This window comes from Liquorilactobacillus satsumensis (genome assembly GCF_964065465.1).
Classification (GTDB): Bacteria; Bacillota; Bacilli; order Lactobacillales; family Lactobacillaceae; genus Liquorilactobacillus; species Liquorilactobacillus satsumensis.
This window is the reverse complement of sequence record NZ_OZ061606.1, coordinates 964,737-980,297: the sequence shown is the minus strand read 5'-3', so window position 1 is coordinate 980,297 and position 15,561 is coordinate 964,737. Positions and strand designations below refer to the sequence as shown.

Here is a 15,561-nt window from a genome sequence, read left to right as displayed (position 1 = left end):
TCTTTCGCTTAATTTTAATTTGCGGTTAAGTGGTCAAGCCAATTAATATCGGTCGTATTAGCCAAAAATGCTGGTTCGGCGAGTAGTTGCATGAGAAAGTCCAAATTTGTCTGCGGGCCGGCGATGACAGTTTCGTCAAGCGCATTCAACATCATTTGGATCACCGTCTGCCTTTTTGGACCGAACGCAATAATCTTGGCAATCATTGAATCGTAGTTTGGAGGAACTTGATATCCTTGGTAAAGAGCGCTGTCAGTTCTAATGCCATAGCCGGCCGGCAAATGCAGCGCCTGAATTTTGCCCGCAGTTCGTGCATTGATGCGGCATTCAAGTGCAAAACCCTGTGCAATTTTATGGTTGATTGTACTAGGTAATTTTTCCCCAGCAGCAATGCGTAATTGGAGAGTGACCAGATCGAGTCCGCTTGTCAGTTCTGTCACGGGATGTTCGACCTGAATTCTGGTGTTCATCTCCATGAAATAGAAGTGGTCTGGATCATCAAGCAAAAATTCCATTGTTCCAGCGCCAACATAACCGATTTCTTGAGCGGCTTTTACTGAAACAGCAAACATCTGTGCTCGAGTTGCCGGTTTAAGAATAGTTGCCGGTGCTTCCTCAATTACTTTTTGATGGTGCTGTTGCAGTGTACAGTCCCGTTCGCCTAAAGCGACTGCATTCCCGAATTTATCTGCAAAAACCTGAACTTCAATATGGCGTGGATGAGGGAGGTATTTTTCTAAGTACATATGATTGTCATTAAAGGCATGCAGGGCCTCATTTTGAGCGAGTGTAAAACTCTCTTTAAACTGGTCTTCATGTGAAATGATACGCATCCCTTTGCCACCACCGCCGGCACTTGCTTTTAACATGACTGGAAAGCCCAACGCAATTGCAGCCTGCAGCCCCTGTTGCTGATCATTAAATTCTGTTTTGCTACCAGGAACGACAGGTACTCCTGCTGCTTGCATCGTTTCTCGTGCTCGTGCTTTTTCTCCCATTAATGCAATCACATGTGCACTTGGTCCGATAAAGGTAAGGTTATGCTCCGCACATAATTGCGCAAAGACGGCATTTTCAGAGAGAAATCCATAACCGGGGTGAATTGCATCCGCGTTAGTCAATTTTGCTGCGGTGATAATCGCGTTCATGTTTAGATAACTCTGCTTGGGTGCTGCGGGGCCGATACAGCAAGCTTCATCAGCAAGCTGCACATGAAGAGCAGTACGATCAGCAGTCGAATAGACTGCGACTGTTTTCAAATTTAATTGCCGACAGGCGCGAATAACACGCACTGCAATCTCACCGCGATTTGCGATTAAAACTTTTTTCAAAAAAGCACCTCATTTCGCAATCACAAAGAGTTCTTGATCATATTCAACATTTGCCTCGTTTGTAACTAGAACTTTTGCAAGTGTTCCAGCACACGGAGCTTTTATTTCATTCATCATTTTCATCGTTTCGATAATTCCTAGGACTTGTCCCGTTTGTACCTGTGTCCCAACTTTGACAAAGGGCGATTCTGTGGGACTGGCAGCTGCATAGAACGTTCCGATGAAGGGTGCCTTGACTACTTGAGTAGTACTAGGTAGCTTAGGTGTCGGACCAGGCTTGGAAGTTGGAGTTTGAGCAGTGCTTGGTAACTGTGAAATTGAGGGAGCAGGCTTTTTTTCTAAAATAATGTGTTCGTGCTCGTTTTGAAGCTCCAAGCGGGTCAGTTGCGCCTCATTGAATAGTTTAGTTAATTTGGGTAATTCTGGGATTTTCATCAAAATTCAACTCCTTCACTGGTTTTGGATGATTAATTTTGTGATTTTGGGTGCAGCTTTTCGGGCTGGGCCTAGAGGCTGCTGATAGCGTAATTCTTTAAATTCAACTGCTAACTTTTTCAAAGAAGCACGTTGATTTTCAAGTGCCTGTGTCGCAGTTGCAAGGGTTACTTGCTTAAAATGAATCTTTTGTTCACTAGTGAGCTGGGTAAACATACTTAAGTCTGCAGCAATAATTGTTCCGATCACGGGATAGCCACCAGCAGTTTGGCGATCTGTCAATAAAACGATGGGTTCGCCTGCCCGGGTAATTTGGATATTGCCCAAGACAGTACCTTCAGAAAGCATGTTTTTGTTGGGAACTGGTAAGTTGTCACCTGCCAGACGATACCCCATGCGGTCGGCCTGTGGAGAAATATTAAAAAGTTTGGTAGTGAACGCCGCCTGCGCCTCGGTAGAAAAAAGCTGCCATTGTGGTCCCTGCATAAAACGAACATTGACCGTTTTATTTTGAGAAATAGCAGTCAAATTAGTCTGTCTAAATGCCAGGCTTGGCATTTGAAAACATTCATTGTGCGGAATAAGATCACCTTGTGCTAACTTGCGTCCGTGATAACCGCCTAGAGAAATTTTCACTGTAGTCGAGCGGCTTTGAAGAAGCGGTGCAGTTAAGATTCCTCCAGCTGCAAGTGCTAAATAGCCGAAACGACCGGCCGCCATTGGAGAAAAGCTGAGAATGTCACCACAATGAACGGCATAAGCTTTGCCACGACTCAGGTCTTTACCATTTAGGCAAGGGTTTGAGGCTCCACCTGTCACGGCAATAAAAGTATGACAATTAAATTTTATTTTGGGACCAAGGAGCATAAACTCAAGGGTAGCGGCAGTCACAGGATTGTTAACCAATAAATTGGCGAGCTGGTGTGCAAACAGATCTGTCGCCCCGGACACAGGAATTCCCTGTGCCTGGTATCCACGACGACCGGTATCTTGCACAGTAGTTGCCAAGCCACCTGCGAGAATTTCAAACTGAGCCATCAGCTACGCCTCCTTTGTTTTTTTGATATTAAGGTGGTATTTTCCAGCCTGATCGACGGTTTTGATCCGTTCGTATTCTTGGCGATTAATGGCTTTAAATTGAATTCGGTCTCCAGGTTGGTATTTTGGAAGTGGGGCATGGGGATCATAAAGCTTTAAAGGCGTCCGTCCGATAATACGCCAGCCGGCAGGTGAGGCCACTGGGTACATTCCAGTTTGTTTTCCTGCAATTCCAACACTGCCAGCCGGGACCTCTGCTCGCGGTCGGTTGAGACGTGGCATTGCGATTTGATCAGGGACGAATCCCATGTAGGCAAAGCCCGGTAAAAAGCCCATCATATAGATAAAATAAGAATTTTGGGTGTGCATTTGAATTAATTGCGGGATCGAAAGCCCAGCAAAAGCTGCAACATCCTTAAGATCGGGACCAAATTCAGGGGTGTAACACACCGGTAATTCGAGCACGCGCTCCTGAGTAACAGCAACTGCGTCTGTATAATTATGTAAGTAAACGGTTAATTTGGACCTGAATTGAGCCTCGGAGATGCGTTGAGTGTCGAAGTAGAGTGTTAACGTGTGATAAGCAGGAATTGCATCAAGTAAAGCAAACGTAGGGTCTGTTCGCAAATCCTTAGCGATCCTTTGAATCGTTTGATTTTCCGCAACATCAATTTTTTCAGGAAAGACAAGATTCATAGCTTGTTCACCGACTGCTACTAAGTTGTAAGGGTACATTAACATTCTGTCACCTCATTCGGACAAATTTATTTAGGACGCTCTTTGCAAATATTTTGCTATGATTAATAAAATACAATTAAAGAATAATTATTGAAAGGGGATTCTGAGAAAAGTTAAGAAACAGAGGATATGTGGCACAAAATATTTTTTAACAATTGAAAAAGCTGAATTGAGTTTTTAAAAAAAACTAAATATCATTTATATTAAAAAATAATGAGTGCTGTCGCTAACTTTTAATTTAGAAAAATTATTAATGCAGAAGTCTTTCTAGATTGGAGTAACGCGGGTGTAAAACTTTTGAAAAAGGGTTAGCCATAAGGACTTTAGAATATTTTAAAACTAATTAATAATTCATGTCAACGCCGATGTGAAAATGTAGTTTTTTGCCGATTAAAAAATGCTGTTTTTTACCGATAAAGTTTACAGTGTCTCACTGCTCCTTTCTTTATTTTGTGCGTTGAAACCTGATAAATCAGGTCCGGAATTATCCTTCTTTTCAATTAAATGATCTTTCATTCGATATGATCGACCAGTGATTCGGATAACTTTAGCGTGATGAACCAAGCGATCTAAAATGGCGTTAGCTAACATCTTATCTGAAAAGGTGTTTCCCCACTTAGAAAGCGGAATATTAGTGGTGATAATGGTTGATTTCCGTTCGTATCGTCTTTCAATTAACTGAAAAAACAGCTTAGCGCCCACTGACTCAATTGGAAGATAACCAATCTCATCAATGATTAGAATTTGAAAACGGGCATACCGGCGTAGCACTTCTTCGCTCCGGCCTTGAACTTGTGCTGTTTGAAGCTTGTTGATGAGGTCGCTACATCGAATAAACTGCGTTGAAATTCCTTGTTTACACCCTTCAATTCCAATGGCGGTGGCTAGGTGAGTTTTACCGACACCGGAGGTGCCGATAAACAAAACGTTTTGATTCTCTTGGGTGAATCTTAGTGATCCCAAGTCCTCAATTATCCCTTGGTTAATTCCCGGTTGATAACTAAAGTCAAAGTCAGCTAACGTTTTTTCATATGGAAAGCGGGCTAGTTTAATTCTCAAATTAATCTTTTTTTGTTCCCGGTATTTAAGCTCAGCCGTTGTCAATTCGAATAAGGCATCACTCAAGGACTTGGGTGCTTCATCTTGATGATCCAATAGGTAGCCTAAATGTTCGGCGAAACGATCTAACTTTAATTGTCTAAGGTTGGTGTATAAAGCTTGGTAATTGGCCATTTTCTCACTCCATTTCATCAAACATCTTCAGGTTTCGGTCGACGTAATCATCAATGACTCGGTCATCACGATTCTTATAAAGGTCTGATCGGACAATCTCTTCCATGTCATCGCGAAGGTAAGTAAATCTTTTCAGTGAAATAGGGTGAGAACGAATTAATTCTCCGTTATAATAAATGTATAGAGTATTGTCATCGTGTTTAATTTGTACGGTTTCGTCAATATATCTTATGGGGACGGAGTATTTCCGATTTTGAAAGACAATCATTGATTCCTTGCTAACTTTCCTTGCGATGGTTTGGCTGGCATAGGCATCGAGTAAGTCGTGATCAAAATCCTGGAGATACTCTTTTTCTTTATCAAGCAATAAATAAGGCGGAATTTGAGTCGCCTGAGACTTCTCATGATTCAGCTGATCACACGTCAAATGGACGATCTCGGCTAAGTCTAGCGGCTCTTCAAACTCATGGTTGTAAACTTTGATTCGCTGAGTAGTTCTGGCCAGCGCCTCAACCTTTCCTTTGGTTTGTGGCCGAAACGGTCGACAAGCAATTGGCTTGAAACCAGCGTCCTTAGCGTATTCAACGAAGGTTTCATTAAATACCGGCTTACCAAAATTACTTTTATGATGATCGACGACAACCTTTTGGTTGTCAAACCAGATTTCTTTCGGCACACCCCGGTTGCCCAAAAGGCATTAGTTAAGCAATCAAAAAAGGTAATTTGGCTGCGACTGAAGGTAAATTGCATGTATTTCATTCGCGAGTACCCTAAAACATATAAGAAGATGTTGCCTTTGACAATCTCTCCATGCCGAGAAACCAACGTTAAATCTTCTTTCCAATCAACCTGGGCTGAAATCCCTGGCGAGGTTTCAATCCGGATAGTGGCTTTTTTCGTTGCGGCTTTTCTGATGGTTCGACAATAGTCTCTGAGAATACTTTGCTTTCCTTGATAGCCACGTTCTTTGATAAAGTAATAAATTGCCGTTGCCGAACAGCCTTCTAGAACCTTTTCTTCAATCGTTTTTCGATAATCGTCAAGTTTACTCGGCCGCCGTAAGGGTTGTGGCTGCTCATCTGGGGGCGTAAGCCCTAAATTGTAGTATCTTTTTACCGTTCGTGGATCAACACCGTATCGCCGACCAATTTCAGCGAAGTTGGGCTTTATTTTGTTCATAATATATTGCTGGACACACTGCTCAACATCTAAACGCATTTCAGTTCCTCCAAATTTGAGATGCGTTTATTTTACCGTAAAAAAATGTTGGAAAACCGACATTTTCTAATCGGTATTTTCCAACATTTTACAACCGTTGCTGACAATCACGGTTGTATCTAATAATAAGAATAATTTATAATAAATGGAGCACATTGATTCTAGGGGGAGGAAGTGGGCAGATTGAATACTAAAGATCTTGAATATTTTATCAACTTAACACAGCTGAAAAATTTCTCTAAAGTAGCACAAAAATTTGGGGTGAGTCAACCGACGATCACATTTGCATTGCAACGACTCGAAAATGAACTGAATGCAAAGTTAATTATTAGGCATCGGGCACAACGAAGACTTGTTATTACTGAAAGTGGACAGCAGTTACTTGAACATGCTACCGATATTATGCTGCATTATCAGTGGTTACAAAGAGAAATTCTTGCAGGTCACCAGAAAAAGCTTTCATTAGGATTACCGCCGATTATTGAAAATAATTATTTTCCACGAATTGCGAAGCGTTTGAAAGAACAGAAATTGTTGGATAAAATCCAAACGATGGAATATGGTTCTAAAACTACCTTGGAAGCTTTACAGACTGGGGAAGTAGATCTTGCATTATTGGGCTCAATTGATCCGCTCAGCAATGAGGAAATCATCACTGAGGAATTTGATCGGCAACCTTTTGTGATTTATGTGGCGCGCACGCATCCGCTAGCGCACCAAAAGACGGTTAGTTTTGCTGATTTGAAAGCTGAAGATTTTGTGCTATTTAAAGATGGTTTTGTTCATAATCAAGCTTTTAATTTATTAGCTAAACGGAGTCATTTTCGGCCACATGTTGTCTTTCGTTCCAATGGGACACATAGCTTGATTAATTTGATTGCCGATGGAGTCGGGATTGGATTTTTGACCGCTACAATTAAAACAAAGCGTTCAGACGTTGTTCGTCTTGAATTACGTGACCCGGATGCACCTTCTTTTGTCACGAATATCGCTTATCGCCGTTCGCACGTTTTTAATAAATTACAGCAGCAAATTTTGGATTCTATTAGAGAAACCTTGATTACGAATAAATATGATGGATGCTAAAGTTCATGCTAAATACGACTAAGGGGGAGCTTAATGCTTGAAATTAAGGAACTACATAAAAGCTTTGGGGCTAAGAAGGTTCTAAAAGGGATCAGCTTCAAGGCCAACGCAGGGAAAATTACCGGTCTAATTGGGAAAAATGGTGCCGGGAAAACGACTATTTTCCATAGTATTTTGAATTTTGTCGAATCTGAGGGGGAGATTACCTTTGCAGATAAAAAAATCACGGCCAAAACGTATCAAGAGATTGGCTATTTACCAGAAGAAAGAAGTCTGATGCCCAAATTAACAGTTTTTGAACAAGTGCGGTTTTTAGCGAACTTGAAGGGGTTAACTAACCACGAGATCCGTAAAAGACTGGAAAAATGGCTGGTTAGGTTGCAGGTTAAAGGAAAAAGTGAAGACAAGATTAAAAGTCTTTCAAAGGGAAATCAACAAAAAGTTCAATTGATTTGTACGCTGATTCACGAGCCAAAGCTAATCATTCTAGATGAACCCTTCAGCGGGTTGGATCCAGTTAACACAGACTTGCTTAAGCATATTATTTTAGATGAAAAGAAGCGTGGAGCAGTTATTATCTTCTCAGACCATGATATGACCAATGTTGAAGAACTGTGTGATGATTTAGTGATGGTTAACGCGGGACAAGTTGTTTTGGATGGCGACATTCGTTTTATCCGAGAAAGTTTTGGTTTGACCCGCATTTTTGTAAAGACGGCTGTGCCCTTAGAAGAACTACAGCAGATGCCGCATGTAATTGAAGTCTCAGTGACCAAGCAGGGTAATTATCGACTGGTAATTGACGATGAAAAAAGTGGTGCTGCTATTTTTGATAAGGTAACTGGCGGAAGCTACGTGCAAACGTTTGATCAACAACCGCCAACGCTTAATGAAATTTTCAAACTGAAAGCAGGTGATGAATGATGAAGCAGATCGGAATTGTTGTTTTGGAGACATATCGGCGCCAAGTCAAATCATGGAGCTTTTTATTACTGGTACTTTCACCTTTTATTTTCTTGTTGCTTTCCTTTGGAGTTGGTTATCTAAGTGCAACTGCAACGAAAGGCAATGCTGAAAAAGTGGCAATTATTGCTGCTCCAAAACAACTGACGCAGCAATTGGTTGTTGATCAGAAAAACACAACAACAAGGTATCAAACTGTCGCGACTGCACAAAAAGCACTCTCAAATAAGGATCTCAAGGGTTATTTAGTGGTTAAAAAGACAGCTGGAAGATTGCAGGCAACATATCATGGGACAGAAAAGCTATCTCAGACGCAAAGTAGCCACTTTTTACAAGTTTTGACAGCCTACCAGCAATCCTTAAATTTGCAGCAAGCCAAGTTGAATCAGCAACAATTGACAGCGTTGCAGACGACACCGCAGTTAAGACAAAAAGTTACACATGTAGATAAGAATAATGATGACGCCGTTAAATTAGTGTCGTTTATGCTGCTTTTATTTTTGATGTACTTTATCTTGCTTACTTATACAACAACCGTTGCACAAGATATTGCTTCGGAAAAGGGTACTAAAATTATGGAAGTGATTTTTTCTAGTATGCCCGCTAGAAATTATTTTTACGGTAAGATTTTGGGAACGTTGAGCGTAATTATAACGCACTTATTGATTTATGTTCTTGGGGGGATAGCTTTCTTCTTAATGGCTCCCCAGCTTGCAATTACCAAAAAAGTTTTCAACGAAAATCATGAGCTGATTACTAAAGTACTTGGCAATCTTGCAAATTTGAACCTGCTCTATGTTTTATTAGGGGTAATTATTTTTACGGTTTTGGCGGCACTTTGTGGATCACTGGTTGTGCGTCCAGAAGATACGTCAAAGGCCATTCAACCTGTAATGTATTTGGTAATGGTAGGATTCTTTGGGGCACTAATTTTAGGACAGACAGATGATAATCTAATCGTAAAAGTTGCTTCGTTCATTCCTTTCCTGTCATCCTTTTTTATGCCAATCAGGCTGATCAATGAGCACCCAGCCGGATGGCAAGTAGGATTGTCACTTTTGCTTTTATTAGCAAGTACGGTTGGTTTGAGTGTTTATGTGGGGAATCTTTATTCAGGGTTGATTTTGCAAACTGATGATGTTGGAATGCTCAAGAGCTTCCGCAGAGGGTTAAAGATTAAATAACTTGCGGCTAGTCGCATATCTGGGTCAAAATTCTCCGTCTAACTGCGCATTGCTCAGCGCAGAGAATGCGCACGGCTTGTAATTCTGCGTTAATATTCAAATTCTAGCGACGACTATCATACTCTCAATAAATTATTTTAGTTAAGTCAAAAAAGCAAGTCTGGTAAAAGCTTAACTGCTAAAACCTTTTACCCTAATTTATTAGGAAAGGCCAAACTGTTGGTTATTAAAAAGCTTTGCGGCTTAAGTTGAAATGACGAACTTAGTACTGAAATAATTAGCGATAGTTTGTGATTGAAAGTTAAAAAAGGTTGCCGAAGAATAAGTTTCAGTACTGTGTAATGAGGCAGGCTCGAACATTCCAGTATATAATTGCTCTGGTTTAGCGGTGAATGACGGATTGCTATGAGGAAGAATAAGGAAAACTAGGTTAAAATTTTAGCCTAGCTTTTTTTGTTAGGGAGCGTTTTGTAATTTATCGGCTGGGTTAATTACAATAGGATATGTTTCTGTAGGTTGTTCGCAATTTACATGAAAGATGGGGTAATAAAAGTATTTTGCAAATCTGATGATAGTTTTAGGCATTAACCAAGAAAACAAATGTGGTTATTTAAATAGTTCTTAAATATTTTTTATTATATGATTAGTTTTTTCATGATACCGGTAATTATGTTTTTAGATTGAATTGAAAGCAGGGAGAATCTATGCTAATTTATAGACGTGTGTTAAACGTTTAGCACATTTTGCAGAAATTTAACTATTTTTGTATACCATTGGGAGGCATATGAGGGATATGGCTAGATTAGATAAACGAAAACTTGTTTTAAACAAGCCTGAACGATACTTAGTGACGGCTGAGATTGCATTAGCACTTGGATTGGGGCTTAATTGTACTTTTGGGGCACATGTGCACGCTGATACAGTGATGACAACAAAACAGGTACAGGTTACTGAGAAAACAACCAGTGACAGCCCAGATTCCGCTGAAAAGACTGGGGTAACGACTGCAAGCACAAAGGACACGGTTCAATCTGGGACAGCAACCACGACACAGACACCTGAAACAACACAAACACCGAATACAGGGGCACAGCTAGGAGCTCCGTTAATCGAAAACACAACGCAAACAGCAGTAACAAGTTCCACACCAACAGCAACACCGAATACTGCAACGCAAACAGCAACACCGGATACCACAACGCAAACAGCAGCAACAAGTTCCACATCAACAGCAACACCGGATACCACAACGCAAACAGCAACAAGTTCCACACCAACAGCAACACCGAATACTGCAACGCAAACACCAGCAACAAGTTCCACATCAACAGCAACACCGGATACCACAACGCAAACAGCAATAAGTTCCACACCAACAGCAACACCGAATACTGCAACGCAAACACCAGCAACAAATTCCACACCAACAGCAACACCGGATACCACAACACAAACAGCAGCAACAATTTCCACACCAACAGCAACATCGAGTACCGCAACACAAACAGCAGATTTGACAGTAACAACAGCATCATCTACCGGCGACACACATATTCAAACAATCGAAGGAAAAACCTACTTTGTGGGTGACGATGGAAAAGTTAAAAAAATTTTACTGCAGTTGTTAATGGACAAGTGATGTATTTTGACAATGAGACAGGGGCACTGACTTCGAATGAAAAACAATATACGAACGGCCTTGTCAATATTGGAAATGAACATAATGCAGCATATTCAGCATCTGCGGACAACTTTACACAGGTAAACGGATATTTGACAGCTGAAAGTTGGTATCGCCCAAAAGATATTCTCAAAGGCGGGACGACTTGGACGGCTTCAACAGCAACCGACTTTAGACCATTGTTGATGACATGGTGGCCTGATAAAACAACACAATTGGCTTACTTGGAATACATGCAAAAAAATGGATTATTGGGAACTGACGTAAAGCTCGCTAGTAACGACAATCAGCAATTATTGACGGATGAAGCTTTCAAAGTCCAACAGAACATCGAAAGCAAAATCAGCTCTGTGGGCAGTACTGATTGGTTGAAGAATAGTATTACACAATTTGTAGATGCACAGCCTAATTGGAATATTACAAGTGAGTCAAAAGGGACCGATCATCTGCAAGGCGGGGCTTTGTTGTATGTTAACAGCAGCCTAACTCCTGCTGCAAATTCGGATTCAAGATTGCTTAACCGCACGCCTAAGAATCAGGAAGGACAGATTCCGAGTACCGAGAATCAAGGCGGTTATGAAATGCTTTTAGCGAACGATGTTGATAACTCAAATCCTGTGGTCCAGGCAGAACAGCTGAACTGGCTGTATTATATGATGAATATCGGAACTATTGCTGGCAATGATTCAAGTGCCAACTTTGATGGTTATCGCGTCGATGCAGTCGATAATGTTGATGCCGATTTGTTACAAATTGCAGGTGATTATTTTAAAGCTGCATATGGAACTAATCAGAACGATGCTAACGCCAATCGTCATTTATCAATCCTAGAAGACTGGGAGAGCAGTGACGCAGCTTATGTTAAAGAACATGGAAATAATCAATTAACAATGGATTTTCCGATTCACTTAGCGCTTAAATACTCATTGAATACGCCACTGGGTCAGCGGAGCAACTTAGAAGCCAATCTGACGACCAGCTTAGTTAATCGTACAAATGATAATGCAGCTGAAAGCGGAGCGCAACCCAATTATTCTTTTATTCGGGCGCATGATAGCGAGGTCCAGACCGTTATTGCACAGATTATTAAAGATCACATTAATCCAAACTCTGACGGATTGACCGTGACCCCTGAAGAAATTGCACAAGCCTTTAAGATTTACAATCAAGACGAATTACAGGCTGATAAAAAGTATACCGCATACAACATTCCCTCGTCTTATGCACTTTTATTAACGAATAAAGATACAGTTCCCCGGGTCTATTACGGTGACTTGTTTACTGATGATGGTCAGTATATGGCGGCGCATTCTCCATATTACGATGCATTAACAGCCTTGTTAAAAGCCAGAGTCAAATATGTTTCTGGCGGTCAGAATATGGGAGTCGAGTATGTACAAGGCGATAGCACAATGGACAGTGGCAGTTACCGTGGAGTATTAACTTCGGTACGTTACGGCAAAGATGCGCTGTCTGCCAGCTCTACCGGGGATGCTGACACGCGAACTCAAGGGATGGCAGTCGTCTTAAGCAATAATCCAGACTTGAAGTTAAGTCAAAGTGATCAAGTTGTTGTTAACATGGGTGTAGCTCATCGAAACCAAGCCTATCGCGCACTTTTGCTGACTACTAAAGAAGGCCTAAAGGTTTATTCTGCTGATGATGGGGCCCCGGTAGTGTACACCAACGACTTAGGGCAGTTAATCTTCAAGCGCGATTCGATTTTTGGAGTCAGTGATCCGCAGGTTTCGGGTTACTTAGCCGCCTGGGTTCCAGTGGGAGCAAGCAGTACCCAAGATGCGCGTACTGCCAGCAGCACTGCTGTTTCAACAGATGGAAGCACATTTCACTCTAATGCAGCTTTAGATTCACAAGTGATTTTTGAAGGATTTTCGAATTTTCAAGCAATGCCGACACAAACAGCGGAGTATACCAATGTCAAGATTGCGCAGAATGCACAGTTGTTTAAGGACTTAGGCATTACAAGTTTTGAGTTAGCACCGCAATACCGCTCAAGTACGGATGCTAGTTTCTTAGACTCTGTTGTTCAAAATGGATATGCATTTACTGATCGCTATGATGTGGGGTACAATACGCCAACTAAATATGGGACGGTTGCACAACTTCTGAGCGCCATCAAAGCATTGCATGCCCAAGGAATTCAGGCAATTAACGACTGGGTTCCAGATCAAATCTATAATCTTCCAGGTGAGGAGATTGTGACAGCTGAACGCACAAATTCTGCTGGAATCTATGATCAGGATTCAGCAATTAATAATACACTCTATGATTCTCATACTGTTGGCGGTGGTCAATATCAGGCAATGTATGGGGGCGCATTCTTAGATAAAATTAAACAGCTTTACCCAGATCTGTTTAAGACCAAGCAAATCTCAACCGGACAATCCATGAATCCTAATGAAAAGATCACTGAATGGTCAGCTAAATATTTCAATGGCTCTAATATTCAAGGTCGTGGAGCATGGTATGTTTTGAAAGACTGGGCAACGAATAAGTACTTCAGTGTCTCCAGCAACAATAGTTTTCTACCTAATCAGTTGTTGGCAGGAAAGGCAAGTACAGGCTTTGTAACCGAGAATGATAAGACTACTTTTTATTCAACCAGTGGATATCAGGCTAAAGGAACTTTTATTCAGGATGGGAATAACTGGTATTATTTTGATAATGACGGTTATATGGTAACGGGCGCTAATAAAATAAACGGCTATAACTACTATTTCTTGCCTAATGGAATCGAGTTAAGGGATGCTTACTTGTCAGATGGTAATAAAAGTTACTACTATAACAAGGCCGGGCGACAAGTTGCCGATCGTTATTATTTACTAGCTGATGGCAACTGGAGATATTTCTTCAAAGATGGCACGATGGCAAAGGGATTGACCCAAATTACAGCGGTAAATGGTGAAACGGTAACGCAATACTTTGATTCTGAGGGAATTCAGGTTAAGGGCAAAGCTGTGATTGATAGTAGTAATAACATCAGATATTTTGCTGAAAATACAGGAGATATGGTTATTGATGGGTTTGGTAAAGACAGTGATGGTTCGTGGTTGTATCTTGACCATCAAGGAGTAGCGGTCACTGGCAAACAGGTTATTAATGGACAAACCCTGTACTTTAATGCAGACGGTCGTCAGGTTAAGAATGATTTCAAGGAACTAGCCGATGGTTCGTGGTTGTACCTTGATCAAAACGGGGTTGCAGTTACGGGAAAACAAGTCATTAACGGACAAACCTTGTATTTCAATGCAGATGGTCGCCAAGTTAAAGATGATTTCAAAGAATTACCGGATGGCTCATGGTTGTATCTTGATCAAAATGGAGTCGCAGTTACAGGTAAGCAAACGATTAGAGGTCAACACCTTTACTTTAAAGCGGATGGAATTCAGGTCAAGGGTGATGCAGTCTTAGAGGCTGACGGTAAGTTGCATTATTATGATCCTGATTCAGGTGAAGAGTGGCTATAATGAACAACTTGACATTTTAGTGAACTATGCAACTGTTAATTAGGATTTAATAATGTTTAGTTAATTAAAAAAGTGGAGCGTGGGACAAAAGGCGTTTAGTTGGCGGGCATTACAGCGTAAGACGGAAAATTTTGGGATGGAATTGTCTGACTTACGGGGGTAGGTGCAGCCAACTACCTTTTGTCCCAAACTCTTGCTGCGTGAAATTTAAATTTGAAGCAGGAACTGGGCTAAAGATACTTTTTGACCTGGTTCCTTTTATTTTGCACTGCAAACTGAGATTTTGCGGAGTTTGTGCAAGTTATTAAAAACTAATTGCAATTCAGGTTGTTCAGTGATATGGTTAGTTACATAAGTAATTAACTACACCACGAATGGGAGAAGATGTTCAGAAATGAAAGCTAAAACAATTATTAAAGTTGAACGTTTGCGAAAAGTATACGGTAAGCAAACTGAAAAAAAGTATGAAGCCTTAAAAGCAATTAGTTTTGAAGTTGCACAAGGTGAGTTTGTAGGAATCATGGGGGCATCTGGTTCGGGGAAAACGACTTTGCTTAATATGCTGGCAACTTTTGATCACCCCACTAGTGGAACAGTTAAAATCAATGACACAGAAGTTAGCCGATTAAAGGGAAATCAATTAGCAGATTTCCGGGCCAAAGAGATCGGTTTTATTTTTCAAGATTTTAACTTACTTGAGAATTTAACTGCCGCAGAAAATATCGGGTTAGCTCTTTCACTGCAGAATGTGAAACCAAAAACAATCGAAAATAGCGTAGTCAAAATTGCAGCAACTTTAGGAATTTCTGATTTGTTAGAAAAATACCCCAGTGAACTTTCTGGAGGGCAAAAGCAACGTGTAGCCTGTGCAAGAGCACTAGTACATGATCCAACAATTTTATTTGGTGACGAACCAACAGGAGCACTTGATTCCAAGTCTGCACGCGAATTACTGGAATTGATGTACCGAGTTAATGAACAACAGAAAACATCAATTTTAATGGTGACACATGATGCATTCTCGGCCAGTTTTTGTAAAAGAATTATTTTTATCAAAGATGGGCAGGTCGAACATGAGTTGGTGAAGCAGGTCCAGGCTAGTCGCACACAATTCTACCAAGAAATATTGGATATCTTAGGAACTTTTGAAAAGTAAGGGGGGCGTA

9 protein-coding genes and 2 pseudogenes are annotated in these 15,561 nt (G+C 40.9%); 5 read left to right on the top strand and 6 right to left on the bottom strand.

Annotated features, from left to right (window positions below):
* Positions 1-14: 14 nt before the first annotated feature.
* The 6 genes and pseudogenes from AB3Y88_RS04735 to istA all read right to left on the bottom strand — a co-directional run bounded on the left by AB3Y88_RS04735 (position 15) and on the right by istA (position 5,993).
* Positions 15-1,331, bottom strand: a complete 1,317-nt coding sequence (locus AB3Y88_RS04735; RefSeq protein ID WP_228889045.1) for an acetyl/propionyl/methylcrotonyl-CoA carboxylase subunit alpha — start codon at positions 1,329-1,331, stop codon at positions 15-17.
* 9 nt (positions 1,332-1,340) lie between these two features.
* Positions 1,341-1,766 carry an acetyl-CoA carboxylase biotin carboxyl carrier protein subunit gene (locus AB3Y88_RS04730; protein ID WP_367293399.1) on the bottom strand — a complete coding sequence of 142 codons (426 nt, stop codon included), beginning with the start codon at positions 1,764-1,766 and terminating at the stop codon, positions 1,341-1,343.
* A gap of 15 nt (positions 1,767-1,781) precedes the next feature.
* Entirely contained in the window at positions 1,782-2,804 is a 1,023-nt protein-coding gene (locus AB3Y88_RS04725; RefSeq protein ID WP_228889040.1) for a biotin-dependent carboxyltransferase family protein, read from the bottom strand.
* Between the two features lie 3 nt (positions 2,805-2,807).
* Entirely contained in the window at positions 2,808-3,545 is a 738-nt protein-coding gene (gene pxpB, locus AB3Y88_RS04720) for a 5-oxoprolinase subunit PxpB (protein WP_056961738.1), read from the bottom strand.
* A 417-nt stretch (positions 3,546-3,962) separates the two neighbouring features.
* Positions 3,963-4,793: an IS21-like element helper ATPase IstB gene (gene istB, locus AB3Y88_RS04715; protein WP_313819558.1), complete on the bottom strand. Its 831-nt coding sequence runs from the start codon at positions 4,791-4,793 to the stop codon at positions 3,963-3,965.
* A pseudogene (gene istA, locus AB3Y88_RS04710) lies at positions 4,780-5,993 on the bottom strand (IS21 family transposase). The gene istB and the pseudogene istA overlap by 14 nt, the downstream one beginning before the upstream one ends.
* Before the next feature lie 183 nt (positions 5,994-6,176).
* Between istA and AB3Y88_RS04705 the strand changes: the two are divergent.
* From AB3Y88_RS04705 to AB3Y88_RS04685, 5 genes and pseudogenes are all read left to right on the top strand, one after another.
* Positions 6,177-7,079, top strand: coding sequence for a LysR family transcriptional regulator (locus AB3Y88_RS04705; protein WP_228890044.1), 903 nt, complete (start codon positions 6,177-6,179; stop codon positions 7,077-7,079).
* A 33-nt stretch (positions 7,080-7,112) separates the two neighbouring features.
* The gene (locus tag AB3Y88_RS04700) at positions 7,113-8,003 is read left to right on the top strand and encodes an ABC transporter ATP-binding protein (protein ID WP_056961736.1); all 891 of its coding nucleotides are present in this window, start codon (positions 7,113-7,115) and stop codon (positions 8,001-8,003) included.
* Positions 8,000-9,226 carry an ABC transporter permease gene (locus AB3Y88_RS04695; RefSeq protein ID WP_228890041.1) on the top strand — a complete coding sequence of 409 codons (1,227 nt, stop codon included), beginning with the start codon at positions 8,000-8,002 and terminating at the stop codon, positions 9,224-9,226. The genes AB3Y88_RS04700 and AB3Y88_RS04695 overlap by 4 nt, the downstream gene beginning before the upstream one ends.
* A gap of 1,549 nt (positions 9,227-10,775) precedes the next feature.
* A pseudogene (locus tag AB3Y88_RS04690) lies at positions 10,776-14,395 on the top strand (glycoside hydrolase family 70 protein); the annotation flags it as partial.
* A gap of 394 nt (positions 14,396-14,789) precedes the next feature.
* Positions 14,790-15,551, top strand: coding sequence for an ABC transporter ATP-binding protein (locus tag AB3Y88_RS04685; protein WP_056961732.1), 762 nt, complete (start codon positions 14,790-14,792; stop codon positions 15,549-15,551).
* Positions 15,552-15,561 lie beyond the last annotated feature (10 nt).